Origin of the sequence: Pseudomonas sp. NPDC086112, assembly GCF_044746425.1 — a bacterium.
Taxonomy (GTDB): domain Bacteria; phylum Pseudomonadota; class Gammaproteobacteria; order Pseudomonadales; family Pseudomonadaceae; genus Aquipseudomonas.
In genome coordinates, this window is record NZ_JBIVCD010000001.1 from 426097 (window position 1) to 445052 (window position 18956).

Annotated in this window: 14 protein-coding genes, 1 tRNA gene and 1 pseudogene; 9 read left to right on the forward strand and 7 right to left on the reverse strand. The window is 60.7% G+C overall.

The window, feature by feature from the left end; genetic code table 11:
- Positions 1-79: 79 nt before the first annotated feature.
- Complete coding sequence (locus ACIPLA_RS01900) at positions 80-838, reverse strand: LuxR family transcriptional regulator (RefSeq protein WP_123494874.1); 759 nt, start codon at positions 836-838, stop codon at positions 80-82.
- Positions 839-1018: 180 nt separating this feature from the next.
- On the opposite strand from ACIPLA_RS01900, the gene ACIPLA_RS01905 reads away from it, so the two are divergent.
- Genes ACIPLA_RS01905 through ACIPLA_RS01930 form a run of 6 tightly spaced genes read left to right on the forward strand, consistent with a single transcriptional unit; the run spans position 1019 to position 7207 of the window.
- Positions 1019-1906 (forward strand): proline iminopeptidase-family hydrolase, encoded by an 888-nt coding sequence (locus tag ACIPLA_RS01905; RefSeq protein ID WP_218395054.1) that lies wholly within the window; start codon positions 1019-1021, stop codon positions 1904-1906.
- A gap of 3 nt (positions 1907-1909) precedes the next feature.
- The gene (locus ACIPLA_RS01910; protein WP_401170933.1) at positions 1910-2857 is read left to right on the forward strand and encodes an ABC transporter permease; all 948 of its coding nucleotides are present in this window, start codon (positions 1910-1912) and stop codon (positions 2855-2857) included.
- Positions 2854-3708 carry an ABC transporter permease gene (locus ACIPLA_RS01915; protein WP_401170936.1) on the forward strand — a complete coding sequence of 285 codons (855 nt, stop codon included), beginning with the start codon at positions 2854-2856 and terminating at the stop codon, positions 3706-3708. Before ACIPLA_RS01910 ends, ACIPLA_RS01915 begins: the two co-directional genes overlap by 4 nt.
- A complete protein-coding gene (locus tag ACIPLA_RS01920; protein ID WP_401170938.1) occupies positions 3705-4691 on the forward strand; it encodes an ABC transporter ATP-binding protein in 987 nt (328 codons plus the stop codon). The genes ACIPLA_RS01915 and ACIPLA_RS01920 overlap by 4 nt, the downstream gene beginning before the upstream one ends.
- Positions 4688-5659: an ABC transporter ATP-binding protein gene (locus ACIPLA_RS01925; RefSeq protein ID WP_123494879.1), complete on the forward strand. Its 972-nt coding sequence runs from the start codon at positions 4688-4690 to the stop codon at positions 5657-5659. The genes ACIPLA_RS01920 and ACIPLA_RS01925 overlap by 4 nt, the downstream gene beginning before the upstream one ends.
- Positions 5660-5692: 33 nt before the next feature.
- Complete coding sequence (locus ACIPLA_RS01930; RefSeq protein ID WP_218395059.1) at positions 5693-7207, forward strand: ABC transporter substrate-binding protein; 1515 nt, start codon at positions 5693-5695, stop codon at positions 7205-7207.
- A 190-nt stretch (positions 7208-7397) separates the two neighbouring features.
- On the opposite strand, the pseudogene ACIPLA_RS01935 reads toward ACIPLA_RS01930, so the two are convergent.
- From ACIPLA_RS01935 to ACIPLA_RS01955, 5 genes and pseudogenes are all read right to left on the reverse strand, one after another.
- Positions 7398-8462, reverse strand: a pseudogene (locus ACIPLA_RS01935) (2,3-butanediol dehydrogenase).
- A 90-nt stretch (positions 8463-8552) separates the two neighbouring features.
- Positions 8553-9665 carry an acetoin dehydrogenase dihydrolipoyllysine-residue acetyltransferase subunit gene (locus tag ACIPLA_RS01940; protein ID WP_401170941.1) on the reverse strand — a complete coding sequence of 371 codons (1113 nt, stop codon included), beginning with the start codon at positions 9663-9665 and terminating at the stop codon, positions 8553-8555.
- The gene (locus ACIPLA_RS01945) at positions 9662-10681 is read right to left on the reverse strand and encodes an alpha-ketoacid dehydrogenase subunit beta (protein WP_192344526.1); all 1020 of its coding nucleotides are present in this window, start codon (positions 10679-10681) and stop codon (positions 9662-9664) included. The genes ACIPLA_RS01940 and ACIPLA_RS01945 overlap by 4 nt, the downstream gene beginning before the upstream one ends.
- A gap of 33 nt (positions 10682-10714) precedes the next feature.
- Positions 10715-11692: a thiamine pyrophosphate-dependent dehydrogenase E1 component subunit alpha gene (locus tag ACIPLA_RS01950; RefSeq protein ID WP_218395062.1), complete on the reverse strand. Its 978-nt coding sequence runs from the start codon at positions 11690-11692 to the stop codon at positions 10715-10717.
- Positions 11693-11724: 32 nt separating this feature from the next.
- Entirely contained in the window at positions 11725-12783 is a 1059-nt protein-coding gene (locus ACIPLA_RS01955) for an ATP-NAD kinase family protein (RefSeq protein WP_401170944.1), read from the reverse strand.
- Positions 12784-13170: 387 nt separating this feature from the next.
- Between ACIPLA_RS01955 and ACIPLA_RS01960 the strand changes: the two genes are divergently transcribed.
- Together ACIPLA_RS01960 and ACIPLA_RS01965 are read left to right on the forward strand one after the other, a co-directional pair.
- Complete coding sequence (locus ACIPLA_RS01960; RefSeq protein WP_401170946.1) at positions 13171-15057, forward strand: sigma-54-dependent Fis family transcriptional regulator; 1887 nt, start codon at positions 13171-13173, stop codon at positions 15055-15057.
- A 112-nt stretch (positions 15058-15169) separates the two neighbouring features.
- Positions 15170-17170, forward strand: a complete 2001-nt coding sequence (locus ACIPLA_RS01965) for a U32 family peptidase (protein WP_401170949.1) — start codon at positions 15170-15172, stop codon at positions 17168-17170.
- Positions 17171-17369: 199 nt separating this feature from the next.
- On the opposite strand, the gene ACIPLA_RS01970 is transcribed toward ACIPLA_RS01965, so the two are convergent.
- Positions 17370-17444 (reverse strand) — tRNA-Gln (locus ACIPLA_RS01970).
- Positions 17445-17596: 152 nt separating this feature from the next.
- Between ACIPLA_RS01970 and ACIPLA_RS01975 the strand changes: the two genes are divergently transcribed.
- Positions 17597-18709, forward strand: a complete 1113-nt coding sequence (locus ACIPLA_RS01975) for a CapA family protein (RefSeq protein ID WP_401170952.1) — start codon at positions 17597-17599, stop codon at positions 18707-18709.
- Positions 18710-18956: the final 247 nt, after the last annotated feature.

Consider the following 18956-nt stretch of genomic DNA (forward strand, 5'->3'; position numbering starts at 1 on the left):
CCTGAAAAACCGTACGGCACACGATAGCGGGATCAGACCTTCAAAATAACTAGAGAAATAGATAGGTTTTTGCCCTGTTTCAGCTATCGAGCAATCGATAGTGGGTGGCCCGAACCACGGCCTGGACCCGATTCTTGGCCCCGAGTTTATGCATGGCCGAGGTCAGATGGAGGCTGATGGTGGCCAATGAACGATTCAGTTGGTTGGCAATCTCGGCGGCGGTCAGCCCCTCAGCCGCCCATTTAAGGCACTCGCGTTCACGTTTGGTCAGATGAACGGGAGGCGTGTGAGCCTCCTTGCCAAGCAACGGATAGGCCGCTTCCTGCAAGGCATGGGAAATCAGGCTGAAATCGGCGAGGGTCCGCCGGGCATCGCACAGGACACTGCTGCTGCTGGTACGCAGCCCGGTCAAGGAGGCAAAGCCGCCTCTGGGCAGATGAATCGGGACCGACACACCACAGGTCATCTGCGCGTCTTCCAGATAATTCACCACTGGCGCATGGCACTGACTGATGACCGGCTCCAGCAGGGTGTCAGTCCCGGGTTTGTAAGACCAGACAAAGGGTGAAACACAATTGAGTGCTACCTGCTGGACAGGGTCGATCTGGTAGTAACCCTCTGCACACCAACGCGCATGCCAATCGGCTGGCGTGTTGCGCAGTTTGAGCACCGAGGGCGTGATCAACTTGCCTTCATGGTCCAGCGGCACCGGGCTGTAGTCGTACACCAACGCATCGAAGCCCAGCTCCTGGGCCAACAGCAAGGCGTTGTCCATCTGCTCATCCAGGCTCTTGCCCGACAACAGACGGGGATTGAGGTCTGATAGCTTCGTCTGCATCCATTGCCCTCCCTAATTAATTTCAATCCTGAAATTCAGCACGTAGAATGCCACGCCTCGGCGAGGGACTGCCAGACAAAACCTATTAGAAATACTAGCTTTTGGGCGCAAGACTTACTCAGTAAGGTAGGCCATTTAGTTAGCCTCCGAACCGGTCAGCATCATAAAGGGAGAATTGCGATGTGGCGTGAAATCGAGCCGGACCAGCACTATAACGTCGAGGTCGATGGCCACAATCTGGTGGTTTATAGCTTTGGCGAGGGCGATGAGGTCCTGCTATGCCTCAATGGAGGCCCGGGGCTTCCCTGCGATTATCTGCGTGACGCCCATGGCTGGCTCAAGGACAAGGGGTTGCGCGTGGTCGCCTTCGACCAACTCGGCACCGGCGCATCTGACAGACCTCAAGACCCATCCCTGTGGGATATTTCCCGTTATGTCGCTGAGGTGGAAACCGTCCGGCAGGCCCTCGACCTGGGCCGGGTGCATTTGCTGGGGCACTCCTGGGGCGGCTGGCTGGCGATCGAATATGCCATTTACCACCCTCATGCACTCAAAACCCTGATTCTGGAAAATACCGTAGGCGATATCCCGCACCTGTCTCAGGAACTGGAGCGTCTGCGTGGTGCGCTTGGCAGCGAAACCGTGGCCATGATGCAGCGCCATGAAGCCATGGGCACCCTCGATCACCCTCAATACCAAGCGGCAATCACCCTCCTCAACTATCGCCACGTCTGCCGCCTGGACGAGTGGCCGGCGCCGGTCACGCGCTCTCTGGGCGACTGGAACATGGAGCCCTACACAACCATGCAGGGGCCGAATGAGTTTCTCTACGTCGGCAACCTGAAAAACTGGAACCGTCTCCAGGAAATGGCCGATTTCACCATGCCGGTATTAATTACCACCGGCCAGCACGACGAACTGACGCCGGCCTGTGCCATGCGCATGAAAATGGCGCTCAAGGATGCGGCACTGCATGTGTTCCCCAACAGCAGCCACATGCCCTTCTACGAAGAACCTCACGCCTACTTTCCGGTGTTACTGGATTTCCTCCAGCGGCACCGAGGTTAGTCGATGAATCTGTCGCGTTACCGTTTCATCCTGTCACGCCCCCTGCAGCTGCTGCCGGTGCTGTTCGGCATCAGTCTCATCACGTTTGTGCTGGTGCGCTCGATTCCCGGCGACCCGGCGCGCGCCCTGCTCGGCTCGCGCAGTACGCCGGAGGGGCTGCTCAGGGTGCGCGCTCAGTTCGGCCTCGATCAGCCGCTGTGGATGCAGTACTTCTACTTCCTGAAAAACCTGTTCAACGGCGATCTCGGCCAGTCATTGCTGTACAAGGTCGACGCCTTGAAGCTGATCAGCACGCGCATCGAGCCCACGTTGTTTCTGGTGCTGGGCAGCGTGCTGCTTGCCATGTTGATCGCGGTGCCGCTGGCCACCGTTGCGGCCCGTAACAAGGGCGGTTGGGGTGACAACCTGATCCGCCTGTTCACCACCGCCGGCCTCGGCATGCCGGCATTTTGGCTGGGGATCATGTTGATCCTGCTCTTCAGCGTACAACTGGGCTGGTTTCCGGTTTCCGGCTACGGCCGTTCCTGGCTGGACAAACTGCACCACATGGTCCTGCCCTGCCTGACCATTGCCCTGGCGTTATCGGCGGTATTGATACGTAACCTGAGGGCAAGCATGCTGATGGAGTTGCAAGCCGACCATGTCACGGCAGCCCGGGCTCGCGGTCTGTCTGAAGACGTGGTGTTTCGTCGCCATGTGCTGCCCAACTCGCTCGTACCCGCCGTCAACCTGCTGGCGGTGAACATCGGCTGGCTGATCAGCGGCACGGTGGTCATCGAAAGTCTGTTCGCCATACCCGGGATCGGCCAGTTATTGGTCCGAGGCATCTTCACCCGTGACTATATGGTGGTCCAGGGCGTGGCGATGGTGCTGGCCTGCGCCACTGTGGCGGTAAACTTTCTCGCCGACGTGGTGACAGTCGCCATCGATCCACGGGTGAAAATCCGATGAGCAGCCAGGCAACGACGGTTACTCGACTGAACCTGCGCCTGGGTTTGCGCAACCCTCGACTGGCAATGGGATTAGGCTTGGCAATCCTGCTCGGCTGGCTGGTGCTGGCGATCTTCGCGCCCTGGATCGCGCCCTTCGATCCAATCGCCCAGAACACTGATATTCGCTTGCTGGCGCCCCATCTGGCCCACCCGTTCGGCACCGACAATTTTGGCCGCGACGTCTTGTCCCGAGTGATCTGGTCGGCCCGCATCGACTTGCAATTGGCGGTCATCGGGGTGATTTTCCCGTTTCTGATCGGCACGTGTGTCGGGGCTTTGTCCGGCTACATCGGCGGACGTTTCGACACGTTCTGTATGCGCCTGATCGATATCATCCTGGCCTTCCCGTTCCTGGTGTTGATGCTGGCGATCATGGCGATCCTCGGTCCCGGCCTGATGAGTTTCTATATCGCCATGGCATTGGTGGGCTGGGTGTCCTACGCACGATTGATCCGCTCGCAGATCCTGATACTCAAGGAAAGCGATTTTGCCCTGGCCGCCAAAAGCCTCGGCTTCGGTCATGGGCGCATTCTGTTCAGGCACCTGCTGCCGAACGCGATGTTCGGTTCGATCGTGTTTTCCATGTCCGATGCGGTGCTGGTATTGCTCAACGGCGCAGCGGTCAGTTACCTCGGCCTCGGGGTTCAACCACCGACCGCCGAGTGGGGCACGATGGTCGCCGAAGGCCAGAGTTTCATTACTTCCGCCTGGTGGATCTGCACCTTTCCGGGATTGGCGATCGTCACCCTGGCCATGGGCTTCAGCCTGTTGGCCGACGCTGTTGCCGAACACTTGGGTGAACGCTCGTGAGTGCGCCTGTGCTGAAGGTCGAGGAGCTCAGCGTTATCGCCCGTAAGGGTGAGCACGAGGTGACGCTGGTGGATCGTTTGTCCTTTGACCTGGCCGAGGGTGAAGTGCTCGGACTGGTGGGAGAAAGCGGCTCCGGCAAGACCTTGGCTTGTCGCGGTTTAATGAGGCTGCTGCCGTCGCCGAACCTGCGAGTCGAAGGCACAGCCGTGCAACTGGCCGGGGAAAATCTGCTGCACCTGGACGAGGCCGGCATGCGCCGCATGCGTGGGCGTCAATTGGGGATGATTTTCCAGAACCCCAGCAGCCATCTCGACCCGTTGATGCGCATCGGCGAGCAGATTGGCGAAGGTATTCGTCTGCACCAAGGCGCCAGCAAGCGTGAAGCCCGCGCTCAAGCCATCGACGTCCTTCGTCAGGTGGGCATTCCCGATCCGCAGCGACGAGTCGACAGTTACCCTCACGAATTCTCCGGCGGCATGCGCCAGCGAGCGATGATCGCCGTGGCACTGGGTTGCAACCCGAACGTGCTGATCGCCGACGAACCGACCACCGCCCTCGACGTCACGGTGCAAGCGCAGATCCTGCGCCTGCTGTTGGATCTTCGTGACCAGCGTGGCCTGTCGATCATCATGATCACCCATGACCTGGGGGTCGTTGCGCAGACCTGCGACTCGATTGCGGTGATGTACGCCGGACGCTTGTGCGAGCACGGCAACAAGCACGAGGTGCTGGCCCATCCGCGCCACCCTTACACCGCGGGGTTGATCGACTGTCAACCGGCCACCAGTCACGGTCACGCATTGCTCAAAACCATCGCCGGGCAACCGCCCCTGCTCGACGCCCTGCCCCAGGGTTGTCGTTTCAATCCGCGTTGCCAGCAAATCGGCAACCGATGCACAACACTGATGCCAGGTTTGCAGCCGGTCAGCCATGGACACCGCATCGCTTGCCATTACCCCTTGGCCGCCGGAGACCGCTCATGACCCTGCTCAAGGTCAAGGATTTGCATGTGCGCTTCGCCGCGCCGGGCACTGGTCTGCTGGGCATGAACCGGCAATGGCTGACGGCGGTCAACGGCGTTTCGCTGACCCTCTCAGCCGGAGAGACGCTCGGGCTGGTCGGCGAGTCGGGCAGTGGCAAAAGCAGCCTGGGGCGAGCGATCCTGCACCTTAACGAGATTTACGCCGGGCAGGTGCTGTTCGATGGCATCGACATGGCCCATGCCGGGAAGATCGATATCGAGAGACTGCGTCATGAGACAGCGATGGTTTTCCAAGACCCTTATGCCGCCCTCAATCCACGCCTGAGCATCGGCCAGACCCTGGCAGAAGTGCTCCGGGTACAACGCAAGGTGCCGGAATCGCTGATTGCCGCCCGTGTCGATGAACTGCTGACGCTGGTCGGTCTGCGCCCCGAATTGGCCGCCCGCAAACCGCACGCCTTGAGCGGCGGCCAATGCCAGCGTGTCGGGATCGCCCGTGCGCTGGCCGTGGAGCCGCGCCTGATCGTCGCCGATGAATGCGTGGCCGCGCTGGACGTGTCCATCCAGGGGCAGATCATCAACCTGCTGCTGGAGCTGCGTCAGCGCATGAACCTGGCGATTGTGTTCATTGCCCATGATCTGGCCATCGTTCGCCGGCTCTGTGATCGGGTGGCGGTGATGTACCTGGGCAAGATCGTCGAAGAAGGACCGGTGGAAGAAGTATTTCGCTCCCCGCGACATCCCTATACCGCCGCGCTGATCCAGTCGATTCCAGAAATCGATCCGGCCCGGGCGCTACCCACCGACCCTTTGCCCGGTGAACCGCCCAGCCCTTTGCAGTTGCCATCCGGTTGCGCCTTTCACCCACGCTGTCGCTACGTTCGTGCCACTTGTAGCCAGGTGGCGCCCCCTACCCGTCAACTCGACGCTCGCCGTTACGACTGCGTGCTCGAGGAGCCTCTGTTTTAAAAAACCACGTACTCATCAAGAAGGAGTTTGACCATGAGATCCAGGCATTTGAAATTGCTCGCCGCAGCCACATTGACCGCTTGCACCCTTGCCAGCGGCATTGCCCAGGCGGCGGGTGTACTCACCATCGGTTGCCGTGAAGAAAGCACCACGTTCGACCCGATCAAAAGCGCGCAAAACCGCGATACCTGGGTGTTTTCCAATGTCTACGACACGCTGATCCGGGTCGACAAGGCCGGCAGCAAGATGGAACCCGGCCTGGCTGAAAGCTGGAAAGTCTCCGACGATGGCCTGACCTACACGTTCAAGATGCGCGCGGCGAAATTCTCCGACGGCTCGCCGATCACGGCCGATGATGCGGCATTCAGTCTGTTGCGCACTCGCGATAACAAGGCGTCGCTGTGGAGCGATGCCTACAAACTGATCGACACGGCGAAAGCAGCCGATCCGCAGACCCTGGTGGTCACCCTGACTACCCCGTCGGTACCGTTCCTCTCGCAATTGGCCTCGCCGACTGTGTCGGTGCTCTCGCAGAAGGCCATGACCCGCATGGGCGAAGATGCCTATGCTCAGGAGCCTGTGGTGTCAGGGGCATTTTTTGTCAAAGAGTGGCTGCGCGGAGATCGCGTGAAGCTGGAGAAGAACCCGCACTTCTGGCAGGCCGACAAGGTCAGCCTGGATGGCGTGGAGTGGATTTCCATTCCCGACGACAATACCCGGATGCTCAAGGTGCAGGCAGGTGAGCTGGACACCGCGATCTTCGTACCGTTTTCGCGAGTCGATGCGCTGCGCAAGGACCCCAACCTGACCATCCACTCCGACCCTTCCACTCGGGAAGATCACCTGCTGATCAACCACGAGCACGGGCTGCTGGCCAAGCCTGAAGTACGTCAGGCGTTGGACATGGCCATCAACAAAAAATCGCTGGTCGATACCGTCACCTTCGGCCATGGCCAGGAGGCTTACTCCTACATTCCCAAAGGCTCGCTTTACCACTACGCCGACAATTTGAAGCGTCCATTCGACCCGACCAAAGCCAAGAAAATGCTGAGCGATGCCGGCGCAGCGGGCATGAAGCTGAATTACGTGGTCAACGCCGGTAACGAAGCTGATGAGCAGATTGCCGTGCTGGTTCAACAGCAACTGGCGGCTGTCGGTGTGACCGCCACCCTGCAAAAAGTTGACCCCACCCAGAGCTGGCAGATGCTGGTCGACGGTGACTACGACCTGTCCGTGATGTACTGGACCAACGACATCCTCGACCCGGACCAGAAGACCACGTTCGTTCTGGGCCACGACACCAACATGAACTACATGACCCGCTACAAGAACGATAAGGTCAAGGATCTGGTATCGGCTGCCCGTATTGAAGCGGCCCCGGCCAAGCGTGAACAGATGTACGTCGACCTGCAGAAGATCGCCAAAAATGACGTCAACTGGATCGACCTTTACTACAGCCCTTACATCAACATTTCGCGCAAGAACATCGAAAACTTCCAGCAGAATCCACTGGGGCGCTTCTCTCTTGAGGAAACGGTGAAGAACTGAGCAATCGTTGCGCTGAAGCATGGAAAAACAAAAGGACCTCTTTTCAGAGGTCCTTTTTTTATGCCTGTAGCAGGTACTGAAAACCCACATCCAGCACGCCGCTGTCCAGCCCCAAAAAATCATCGCAAGGGTTCGCGCAGGGTGTTTTTATACAGGCTGGGCCATCGTCAATCGCGCGCTTGCCAGTGCTTCAGACTCGAGCGGGTGAAACGATGATTTTCACGTTGCGTTCCTTGTTATTGACCAATTCCTCAAAGCCCTGCCCGACGATCTGTTCCAGCTGAATGCGCCCGGTTACCAACGGTGTGATGTCCAGCCGGCCGTCGGCAATAAAGGCGATCACATCGGCGAACTCGCCGTTGTAGGCGAGCGCACCCAGCACCTGTTTTTCGGTGGAGACCAACTCGAAGAAATTGAACTCGCTGGGTTCTTCGAAGATGCCCACCAACACACACATGCCGGCCTTGCGGATGAGGTCGATAGCGAGCTTGGCCGTGTGTTAGTTGCCGATGCATTCGAAGCTGACATCCGCCCCAAGTCCGCCGGTCAGCCGCCGCACCTCTACCAGAGCGTCACATTCATTGGGGTCCAGCACGTGGCTCGCCCCAACCTCCAGAGCCTTGGCCTTGCGCGCTCCCGACATTTCCAGGGCGATGACCTGGGCCGCACCAGCAGCCTTGGCACACATGATGGTGCACAGGCCGATGGTTCCCGCGCCAACCACCACCACATTTTTCCCCAGCACACTCCCGGCCTTTTTCACCGCGTGCATGCCCACTGCCAGCGGTTCGATCAGCGCCCCGGCCTCAGCGGGAAAGTTGGCCGGCAACTTGTAAAGCAGATTGGCCGGCACGTTGACCAACTCGGCGAATGCACCATTGTTCATCAGCCCGGTGAAGGCCAGGTTCTCGCAAATGTTGTACAACCCATGAGTGCAGTAATAACAGGTGCCACAGTGCTGACAGGCATCGGCTGCCACCGGCTCGCCCACACTGAACCCCTCAACACCGGCTCCGATTTCGACGATCTCGCCACAGAACTCATGACCGAGAATGCACTGCCCCTTGATACCGGTCAGCGGGTGTGGCGCATCCACCGGGATGAACACTGGCCCGGCCACGTATTCATGCAGGTCGGAGCCGCAAATACCGCACCATTGCACGCGAATCTGGACCCAGCCCGCAGGTGGCGACACGGGCAGTGGAACGTCTTCGACACGGATATCGTGACGGCCATGCCAGACAGCGGCACGCATGCGGCGGGTCGGATCAATTGAAAGGCTCATGTTGGAATCTCCTTGAAGTCGTTGGCCAGGGCGACCCGCAAAAAGGTCGCCATGGGAGCATCAGTGTTGTTGCACAAAGTCCAGAATCAGCCGGTTGACCTGCTCGGCCGCTTCCATCTGCACCATGTGCGCCTGGCCCGGCAGGATTTCGACCCGGGCTGTCAGGCCGGCACTGTGGGCCGCAGGAATGATCGCGTCGTCACCGCCCCAGATCAGCAACACCGGCTGCCGGCTTTCTTGCACCACGCCGCGCAGATCGAACTGTTGCCGTCCTTCTTTGAACAATCCCGAAACCAGCTGGCGCAGGGCCGTGTCCACCCCTTCCAGGCGCTTGTACTTGAGCATGTCTTCGAGCATCTGCCGATTGACCAGTTCGGGGTCGGAGAACAGTTGTACCAGCTGTGGCTTGAGGGCATTGCGGCTGGCCGCCTCGACAAAACCTTGCAGGTAATCGCCGTTGATGTCCGCGCCCAGACCGGCGCTGCCGATCAAGGTCAGGGAACGTACCCGTTGTGGAGCCAGACGCGCAGTGTTCAGCGATACCGCGCCGCCCATGGAGTGCCCCACCAGATGCGCTACGGGAATGTCCAGGTGATCGAGCAATGCCAGCACCACGCCGCTCAGCTCATCCAGGTTTCCGTGCTCCAGCTGTTTGGTTGATTCGCCATGGCCCGGCAGATCCAGAGCAATCACCCGGCGTTCGGCAGCCAATGCTTCATGGTTGAACATCCAATTGTTCAGATCACCGCCAAACCCATGCACCAGCAGCAACGGCACCCCGCCTTCGCCTCGCTCGAAGTAACGGATCAGCCGCCCGTCCAGTTCGACCTTCTGCGGCTTCGGCCCACTGTCTTCCTCGGCTCCGTCACCCGGCACGAACGCGGCCTGAAACTGCTCGATCACCGCATCGATTTCGGCCTCGCTGGCTTCGCCGTCGACCACAATGCCGAGCAACGCACCGACCGCAAGGGTTTCATCCTGGCGCGCGATCTGCCGACGCAACACACCGGAAAACGGCGCCTCGACGCTGCTGGAAATCTTGTCGGTTTCCACATCGAGTACTTCATCGCCCTTGGCGATCGCCTGGCCCTCCTCCTTGAGCCAGACATCGACCCGGCCTTCTGTCATCGACAAGCCCCACTTGGGCATCGTCAGGGTATGAATCTGGCTCATGAACGCTTGCTCCACTCGATCAACTTGAGCACGGCGTTTTCGATCTTCGCCGCATCAGGGATATAGAGGTCTTCCAGGGCGTCGGAGAATGGCACCGGTGTGTGCGGCGCAGTCACCATCTCGATGGGCGCCTTGAGCGAGGCGAACGCTTTTTGCGCCACCAGGGCCGAGATGTCAGTGGCCATGGAACAGCGCGGGTTGGCTTCGTCGATCACCACCAGGCGCCCGGTCTTTTCCACGCTTTCGAGAATGCTGTCTTCGTCCAGCGGGCTGGTGGTGCGCAAGTCGATGACCTCGCAGTCAATGCCTCGCGCGGCCAGGCTGCGGGCTGCGTCCATCGCCGTATTGACCGTGCGCCCATAGGAGACCAGCGTCACGTCCTTGCCATCGCGCAGGAAGTTGGCTTCTCCGAACGGGATGGTATAGAGCTCTTCCGGTACCTCACCCTGCATGCTGTAGAGCAGTTTGTGCTCACAGAAGATCACCGGGTCGTTATCGCGGATAGCCTGGATCAACAGGCCCTTGGCGTCATAAGGGGACGACGGGCAGACGACTTTCAGCCCGGGGATGTGGGTCCACAGCGATGTGAGCATTTGCGAGTGTTGGGCCGCTGCCCGCAGGCCCGCGCCGACCATGGTGCGAATCACCAACGGGGTGGAGGCCTTGCCACCGAACATGTAGCGAAACTTGGCCGCCTGATTGAGGATCTGGTCCAGGCAGCAACCGGCAAAGTCGACAAACATCAATTCACACACCGGGCGTACGCCGCAGGTCGCTGCGCCTACCGCAGCACCGACATAACCCAACTCCGACAGCGGCGTGTCCAGCACACGTCCGGGGAATTGGTGATAGAGGCCCTTGGTCACGCCCAGCACCCCGCCCCAGGCGTCGTTTTCACCGGGAGCACCGGCGCCGCCAGCGACGTCTTCCCCCATGATGAACACCGTGGGATCGCGGCGCATTTCCTGGGCCAGAGCTTCATTGATTGCCTGCTGATAACTGATTTTTCTCGCCATGATGAAGGTCTCGATTCTTGTTATAGGGGGCGTTCAGGGATAGGAAACGTAGACGTCGGTCAGCAGGTCGGCCGCACTCGGCTTGGGGTCGGATTTGGCCTTGCGCACGGCATTTTCGATCAGCAGGTCCACTTCGCTATCGATCTGGTCCAACTGGCTGGCATTAATCAAACCGGTCCGGGTGGTGCGTTCGCGAAACTGCATCAGGCAGTCGTTGTGCTCGCGGAAATACTTGACCTCGTCCGGTGCCCGGTAGGTCTGGGCGTCGCCCTCGAAGTGACCGTAATAGCGGGTCAGCTTGACCTCGATCAGTGACGGTCCTTCACCCGCTCGTGCCCGTTCCACGGCGGCGCTGGCGGCTTCGTGAACAGCGAAAAAATCGAAGCCGTCGACGGTGACCCCGGGCATGCCGAAGCCGGCCGCGCGGTCGGCGATGTGATCGCACGCCACAGACCAGTTGGAGGCCGTGGCCTCGGCATAACCATTATTCTCGGCAACGAACAGGCACGGCAGGTTCCACACCGAAGCCATGTTCATCGCTTCGAACACCGCACCTTCATTGGAGCCGCCGTCGCCGAAGAACACCACCGCGACGCTGTCGGTACCTTTGAGTCGGGCGGCCAGAGCCGCGCCCACAACCAGCGGTGCGCCGGCGCCGACGATGCCGTTGGCGCCGAGCATGCCCTTCTCGAAATCGGCAATGTGCATGGAGCCGCCCTTGCCCTGACAAACCCCGGTTTTCTTGCCGTAGATCTCGGCCATCATCCCGTACACATCAACGCCCTTGGCGATGCAATGACCGTGGCCACGGTGATTGGAGGCGATGCAATCATCATCCCCCAGGTGAGCCATGACACCGGCGGCCGAGGCCTCTTCACCGGCATAAAGATGGACGAAACCGGGAATCTCGCCGGTGGCGAACTCCACGTGCAAGCGCTCTTCAAAAACGCGGATGGTGCGCATCACCCGATAGGCATGCAGCAATTGATCAGCGGTCAGCTGTGTCGACATTTTTATTCTCCAGGGTGTCTTGAGGCTCAGGTTCAAGGTGCAAGGTTCAGAGGGTGTTGCGGATGTTCACGGCCGATGGCCAGCAGCCGCTCTCGCGCTGCATAGGCCAAGGCCGCATTGACGTCGATGCTCAGCGGACCGCCGGCATCGAGGGTAACGGTGGGTAAGTCAGGGGCGTTGAATTCGATTTCCCGCTCGCCATCCAGGGCCAGGGTGCCGCTGGTCAGGCACAGACGATGGGCAACGCCGGGTTCAAGGCTGGCGGCGGCGAGTACGCCGCAGCCTTGCAACAGGCCGGGCGCCAGTGGCACCAGCAACGCTTCGCAAGAGTGCGGATCAAGGCGCATCCAGGCGCCATTGGGGGCTTGGCGCGATACCGGAAACCACAAGCCACAGAGCGCCGAAAGGCCAATGGACTGAGGTTCGGCGAAGGTTACAAACACCTCCGCCAGATCGATCCCACGGCTGATGGCGCGGGCGCCGATAAACGGCAGCGAGGACACCGCCACGTCCACCAAGGCCACTTCGCACAGATCGCGGTTCGCAATCCGCACCAACAGGCGCTTATTACGGCGTAAAGCGATTTCGGGTGGAATCCGTCCGCTGGCGAATAACCCGCCGGCCAGCCCGGCACTGGTGGCCTCACGCAGTTCCGGGAAGGCATTGTTGGTCCCCGTCGACAGCGTCAGCAGTGGAATGTCGCCGACTTCTGCAGCCACCGCTTTGTGGGTACCGTCACCGCCGAGTACGGCGATCAGCGACACGCCGCGTTGAGCCATCCAGCGCGCAGCCTGGCGAGTGTCCGCCACGCTCTGGCGCAAGGTAAGGTCGAGGAACTCCAGGGTGGGCCAGTGGCTGTCACGCGCCTGGCGGCCATGACTGTTCTTCAACACCGCAGCGGCGATGCCGGTCATGTCGGTGGGCATCAGCACCCGCTCGACACCGGTGGCACCAAAAGCTGCCAGCAGCCGCTGGATCACCGAGACCTTGTCGGTGCTGGAAAACAACCCGGCATTCGCCGTCAGGCGCCGTACATCCCGGCCGGACGCCGGGTTGGCAATGATGCCGACGGTCAATGGCAAGCGACTCATGCCAGCACCACAGGTAGAACAGGGAAAAGGCCTCGGCAGGAGGACATAGGGCACCTCTTTTTATTATTGGGTTGCCAGCGCACTGGTTGCTGGGACTAGGTTGCAGGGGCTACGTTTCAGGGGCTACGTTTCAGGGACTAGAGCAAGGCCGGTGCCAGATTTGCAAAAAAGCGCCAGGATGCCTGTTCCAGAGCGGCTCCGACTTGAGCCCATGAGGGTTGGGATCACGCTCGATTGAGACGTCCCATGTCAGCCAGCACGGGTTCGTGGTGAGACCTTGAGACGTTGCGTCTCACCGTCGCCATGAGTGAACCGATGCTTGTCGAGCGTCCGTGAACGGCGCTTAATGGCCGCACAACTAAAAGAACATCGAACCGGAGACCTTAAATGCTTTCCGCCCACTCGAAGGCGCACGTGGATTGCGTCAGCCGTGTTTTGAAGAACGCAGCGCACCTGCCGCAACTGCCTGTGCCGGACTTGATATTGGACTCCTGGCGCCGCTCCATGGAGCAACACCACCTGGACCCCGGCTCATTACAAGGGCCACGCATCCTTTCGCAGAACGTGCTGCAGGAGTGTCAAGAACGCTCCGAACTGTTCCTGCGCATCGCCAGCGAAGAAGTCGCCCGCCTCCATGGTCGCGTGCGCGATGCCGATTACTGCGTATTGCTGACCGATGCCCAGGGCCAGACCATCGACTACCGTGTGGAAAGCACTATCCGAAATGACTGCCGCAAAGCCGGCCTGTACCTGGGCACCTGCTGGTCAGAAGGTGAGGAAGGCACCTGTGGCGTGGCCGCGGTGCTGACCGCACGAACACCAGTCACGGTGCATAAGCGAGATCACTTCCGCGCCGCTTTTATCGGGCTCACCTGCTCTGCTGCTCCCGTCTTCGACCCTAGGGGTGAACTGCTCGGAGTGCTTGATGTGTCCGCGGTGCGCTCTGCGGACGACCGCCGTTCGCAACACCTGATCCGGCAGATGGTGGTGCAGAGCGCGCGGGAAATAGAACAGGCGTTTTTCATGAGCAGTGCCCAGGGCTACTGGGTGCTGCGGGCTCACAACAGCCCGGGCTACGTCGACAGCCAACCCGATTACCTGCTCGCCTGGGACGATGACGGACGCCTGCAGGCGCTGAACCCTGCGGCGCGGCAGTGGCTGTCGCACAGCTTTGGTCAACTGCCGGAACACATCGACCAAGTGTTCGATCAGCAGTTATTGCATCGGGCCAGGGACGAATCGCTTTGCCTGTTTCACTGCCAGGGTGGCCGCCACGCCTTGCATGGACGACTCAACGCGCCACGGCGGGTCAAACGCACCCCGGCGCGCCGGGTGCTGTCACCCGCCGAACTCGACCCGCGACTGGAAGAAAGCCTGCGCCTTGCGGTGCGGGTCAAAGACCGCAATCTACCGGTGCTGATCCAGGGGGAAACCGGTTCTGGCAAGGAAGTCTTCGCCCGGCAGCTGCACCAGGCCAGCCTGCGCCGTGAGAAACCTTTTATCGCGGTGAACTGCGCAGCGATTCCCGAAAACCTGATCGAAAGTGAGCTGTTTGGTTATGTGGCCGGCGCTTTCACCGGTGCCTCGAGCAAAGGCATGCAAGGGCTGCTGGAACAGGCCGATGGCGGCACTCTGTTTCTCGATGAAATCGGTGACATGCCCCTGCCCCTGCAAACCCGCCTGTTGCGGGTTTTAGCCGAGGGCGAAGTGGCGCCCCTGGGAGCGTCACGAAGCAAAGCGATAGACATTCAGGTCGTCTGCGCGAGCCACCGCGATCTGGAAGCGCTGGTGACCTCTGGGGCGTTTCGCGAGGACCTGTACTTTCGCCTCAGAGGCGCGCGATACCAGTTACCGCCGTTGCGCGAGCGCAGCGATCGGCTGGCCTTGATCAACCGGATACTCGAAGAAGAATCGTCGGCCTGTGGGATAGCGGTGCAACTGGGAAGCGCCGCGCTGGAATGCCTGCTCGGCTATCGCTGGCCGGGAAATGTGCGCGAACTGCGGCACGTGCTGCGTTACGCCTGTGCGGTGTGCGAGACCCATTTGATTCTGTTGAGTGACTTGCCTGAGCAACTGCTCGGCCATCGACTCAATGATCCGGCTTCAGCTGACACCGTGGAACGCTGCGCCAGTCCGGAACGCCAGGCACTCATCGATGCCCTGGTGCGTCATCGCTGGAAACCCATCGCCGCGGCCAAGGCCTTGGGCATCTCACGGGCAACGCTGTATCGACGGGTGCATCAACATCACATCGACATGCCGGGCAGAGGCTAACCACAGCTTCATCCAGCCGCCCCGCTCGTCGCAGGAGGGGCCTATGGGTGCCGATCAAACATTTCGCCGCTACAATGCGCACCTCGACCGTGACAAGCCCGACTAAAAAAATATGTCCCTGCCCAAACATCACCTGGAACTGCTCAGCCCCGCCCGCGATGTGGCCATCGCCCGCGAGGCCATCCTGCATGGCGCCGACGCCGTGTACATCGGGGGCCCGAGCTTCGGTGCCCGCCACAACGCCTGTAACGAGGTGAGCGATATCGCCCAATTGGTGGAATTCGCCCGTCGCTACCACGCCCGGGTGTTCACCACCATCAACACGATCCTGCACGACAACGAGCTGGAGCCGGCCCGCAAGCTGATCCACCAGTTGTACGACGCCGGCGTCGACGCGCTGATCGTCCAGGACCTGGGCGTGATGGAACTGGACATCCCGCCGATCGAGTTGCATGCCAGCACCCAGACCGACATCCGCACCCTGGCGCGGGCGAAGTTCCTCGACCAGGCCGGCTTCTCCCAACTGGTACTGGCCCGCGAGCTGAACCTCCAGGAGATCCGCGCCATCGCCGACGAAACCGATGCGGCGATCGAATTCTTCATCCACGGCGCGCTGTGCGTGGCGTTCTCCGGCCAGTGCAATATTTCCCATGCGCAGACCGGCCGCAGCGCCAACCGAGGCGACTGCTCCCAGGCTTGCCGCCTGCCCTACACCCTCAAGGACGAAAAAGGCGGTGTCATCGCTTACGAAAAACACCTGCTGTCGATGAAGGACAACAATCAGAGCGCCAACATCCGCGCGCTGGTGGACGCCGGCGTGCGCTCGTTCAAGATCGAGGGTCGCTATAAAGACATGGGCTATGTGAAGAACATCACCGCCTGGTATCGCCAGCGCCTGGACGATGTCCTCGAAGACCGGCCGGACCTGGCCCGCGCGTCCAGCGGCCGCACCGCGCACTTCTTCGTGCCCGATCCGGACAAAACCTTCCACCGTGGCAGCACCGACTACTTCGTCAGCGACCGCAAGATCGACATCGGCGCCTTCGACACACCGACCTTCACCGGCCTGCCAGTAGGCGTGGTGGAGAAAGTCGGCAAGCGCGATCTGCTGGTGGTCACCCACGAACCGCTGTCCAACGGCGACGGCCTCAATGTGCTGGTCAAGCGTGAAGTCGTGGGCTGGCGTACCAACATCGCCGAGCCGAAGGGCGAGTTCGAAGAGGACGGGGAAAAGCGCTACCGCTATCGTGTGGAACCCAATGAGATGCCAAAAGGGTTGCACCAGTTGAGACCGAATCACCCGCTGAGCCGCAACCTCGACCACAACTGGCACCAGGCCCTGCTCAAGACCTCCGCCGAGCGCCGGATCGGTGTTGCCTGGATCGCTCGCCTGCGTGAGGATCGCCTGGAACTGACGGCCACCAGCGAGGAAGGTGTCAGCGTCAGTGTCGCCCTGGACGGTCCATTCGGTCTGGCCAACAAGCCGGAGCAGGCCCTGGAGCAACTGCACGACCTGCTCGGCCAACTGGGCACTACTCAGTACCACGCCACGGCGATCGAGCTGGATGCACCGCAGGCGTATTTCATTCCCAACTCGCAGCTCAAGGCCTTGCGCCGCGAAGTCATCGAAGCGCTGACCGCGGCCCGCATCAAAGCCCACCCTCGTGGTGGTCGCAAGGCCGAGACCGAGCCGCCACCGGTGTACCCGGAGTCGCACCTGTCGTTCCTGGCCAACGTCTACAACCAGAAAGCCCGCGACTTCTATCACCGTCACGGCGTCAAGCTGATCGACGCGGCCTATGAGGCTCACGAGGAGACCGGCGAGGTGCCGGTGATGATCACCAAGCACTGCCTGCGTTTCTCCTTCAACCTCTGCCCCAAGCAGGCCAAGGGCGTCACCGGCGTGCGTACCAAGGTCGCGCCGATGCAACTGGTGCATGGCGATGAGGTGCTGACGCTGAAGTTCGACTGCAAGCCTTGCGAGATGCACGTGATCGGCAAGATGAAGGGGCACATCCTTGACCTGCCGCAACCGGGCAGCGTGGTCCAGCAGGTCGTCGGCCACATCAGCCCTGAAGAGCTGCTCAAGACAATCCCTCGCGCGCCCCACTGAGTGACTGGCGAGCGCGCCGCTACGGCGCCGCGCTCGCTGCACTCGCAAGACGGCTGAACGTCAAAGACGTCACCTAGAGGGATTTACAGGCATAAAAAAACGCCAGGCCGGATCGGCGTTGGCGTTTTCTGTATGACGACTCTCCAGGACTCCCGCACTGCCTGTCGGCTGGGCCATACTTGGATGAGTATCAGGAAAATGGCAGGGGCGGCTGGATTCGAACCAACGCATGGCAGGATCAAAACCTGCTGCCTTACCGCTTGGCGACGCCCCTGTATCTGTAGCGAGTGCCCTTGCGCGACAAGCCCTGTAAGGGTCGCTGCAAGAACGGGCGGCAATTTATCAACTTTCTCTTCGTCTGGGAAGGCCAACACAAAAATATATTTGTTTTAAAACAGATGCTTACTCTTGATGCTGGAGGGTGCCATGGCGGCTGTTACCGATACACTGAAGCTGTTTCTCGCCGGCGATGTCATGACCGCCCGTGGCATCGACGCAGTACTGCCGCGTCCTGGCGATCCGCAGCTTTACGAAGACTACGTCAAGAATGCCGGCGTTTACGTCCGGCTGGCAGAAAGACTCAATGGCCCGATTCCCCTCCCCGTCGATTTCACTTATGTCTGGGGCGCTGCATTGGATGAGTTTGAACGTCGCCAGCCACACGCACGCATCATCAATCTGGAAACAGCGGTGTCGCGCCGCGGACGACCGGAGCCAAAAGGCATCAATTACCGCATGAACCCGGAAAACTTCCCGGCCATCAGCGCAGCCGGCATCGACTGCTGCGTGCTGGCCAACAACCATATGCTGGACTGGGGAGCAACCGGCCTGGCCGATACGCTGGATACCTTGTCGAGCAACGGCATGTGCAGCGCCGGCGCCGGGCACGACAGGCTATCGGCCGAAGCGCCCGCCGTGCTGCCGCAGCCTGGCGGGCGGCGCTTGCTGGTGTTTGGCCTCGGCGCACCAGACAGTGGCATACCGCCGGACTGGGCCGCCACGGACAGGCGCGCAGGCGTTGCGCGCCTGGAGGATCTGTCGATGCACAGCCTGCGCCCTGTGGCCGAACGGATTCTCCAGGGCAAAAAACCGGGAGACCTGGTGGTCGCCTCCATTCACTGGGGCGGCAACTGGGGGTTCGATATTCCGCGCGAGCAGGTCCGGTTCGCCCATGCCTTGATCGACGAAGCCGGAGTTGACCTGGTGCACGGGCATTCCTCACACCACATCAAGGGCATCGAGGTGTACCGCGAACGCCTGATTCTCTACGGCTGCGGGGATCTGCTGAACGATTACGAAGGCATCGAGGGCCACACAGACTTTCGCGGCGACCTGGGGCTTCTGTACTTTGCCTCGCTGGACCCGAACGGTCACCTGCAGTCGCTGGATCTGGTCCCCACTCACCTGCGTGGCTTTCGCATCTGTCGCGCCGAAGGGGATGACCGTCAATGGCTGCACGACACCCTTTCTCGCGAGTGCGCACGCTTGGGCAGCAGCATCCAGCCGGGCGCGACAAATGCCTTCGAGTTGCGTTGGTAGAACCGTCTGAACACATGAAAACCTAGGCAACCTTCCCGCAATGCTTTTCGTAGGAGCCAGGCTTGCCGGCGAAAGCACTCTTAAGGACGCCTTCGCCGGCAAGCCTGGCTCCTACAAAAAGCGCTTTGCTCACTTCCCGGTTTTTTTTCGTTTCTGCGTCGCTTTTGCATTTTTGTGCGACAGATCCCACTTCAGGGACTCCCGTACCACTCCCTTGTGGTGGTAGTTTGGAAACGTTTCTGACTCA

Coding starts and splice junctions, on each gene's coding strand:
- ACIPLA_RS01900 (WP_123494874.1), bottom strand. CDS start 838: ATGCAGACGAAGCTATCAGACCTCAATCCCCGTCTGTTGTCGGGCAAG.
- ACIPLA_RS01905 (WP_218395054.1), top strand. CDS start 1,019: ATGTGGCGTGAAATCGAGCCGGACCAGCACTATAACGTCGAGGTCGAT.
- ACIPLA_RS01910 (WP_401170933.1), top strand. CDS start 1,910: ATGAATCTGTCGCGTTACCGTTTCATCCTGTCACGCCCCCTGCAGCTG.
- ACIPLA_RS01915 (WP_401170936.1), top strand. CDS start 2,854: ATGAGCAGCCAGGCAACGACGGTTACTCGACTGAACCTGCGCCTGGGT.
- ACIPLA_RS01925 (WP_123494879.1), top strand. CDS start 4,688: ATGACCCTGCTCAAGGTCAAGGATTTGCATGTGCGCTTCGCCGCGCCG.
- ACIPLA_RS01930 (WP_218395059.1), top strand. CDS start 5,693: ATGAGATCCAGGCATTTGAAATTGCTCGCCGCAGCCACATTGACCGCT.
- ACIPLA_RS01940 (WP_401170941.1), bottom strand. CDS start 9,665: ATGAGCCAGATTCATACCCTGACGATGCCCAAGTGGGGCTTGTCGATG.
- ACIPLA_RS01945 (WP_192344526.1), bottom strand. CDS start 10,681: ATGGCGAGAAAAATCAGTTATCAGCAGGCAATCAATGAAGCTCTGGCC.
- ACIPLA_RS01950 (WP_218395062.1), bottom strand. CDS start 11,692: ATGTCGACACAGCTGACCGCTGATCAATTGCTGCATGCCTATCGGGTG.
- ACIPLA_RS01955 (WP_401170944.1), bottom strand. CDS start 12,783: ATGAGTCGCTTGCCATTGACCGTCGGCATCATTGCCAACCCGGCGTCC.
- ACIPLA_RS01960 (WP_401170946.1), top strand. CDS start 13,171: ATGCTTTCCGCCCACTCGAAGGCGCACGTGGATTGCGTCAGCCGTGTT.
- ACIPLA_RS01965 (WP_401170949.1), top strand. CDS start 15,170: ATGTCCCTGCCCAAACATCACCTGGAACTGCTCAGCCCCGCCCGCGAT.
- ACIPLA_RS01975 (WP_401170952.1), top strand. CDS start 17,597: ATGGCGGCTGTTACCGATACACTGAAGCTGTTTCTCGCCGGCGATGTC.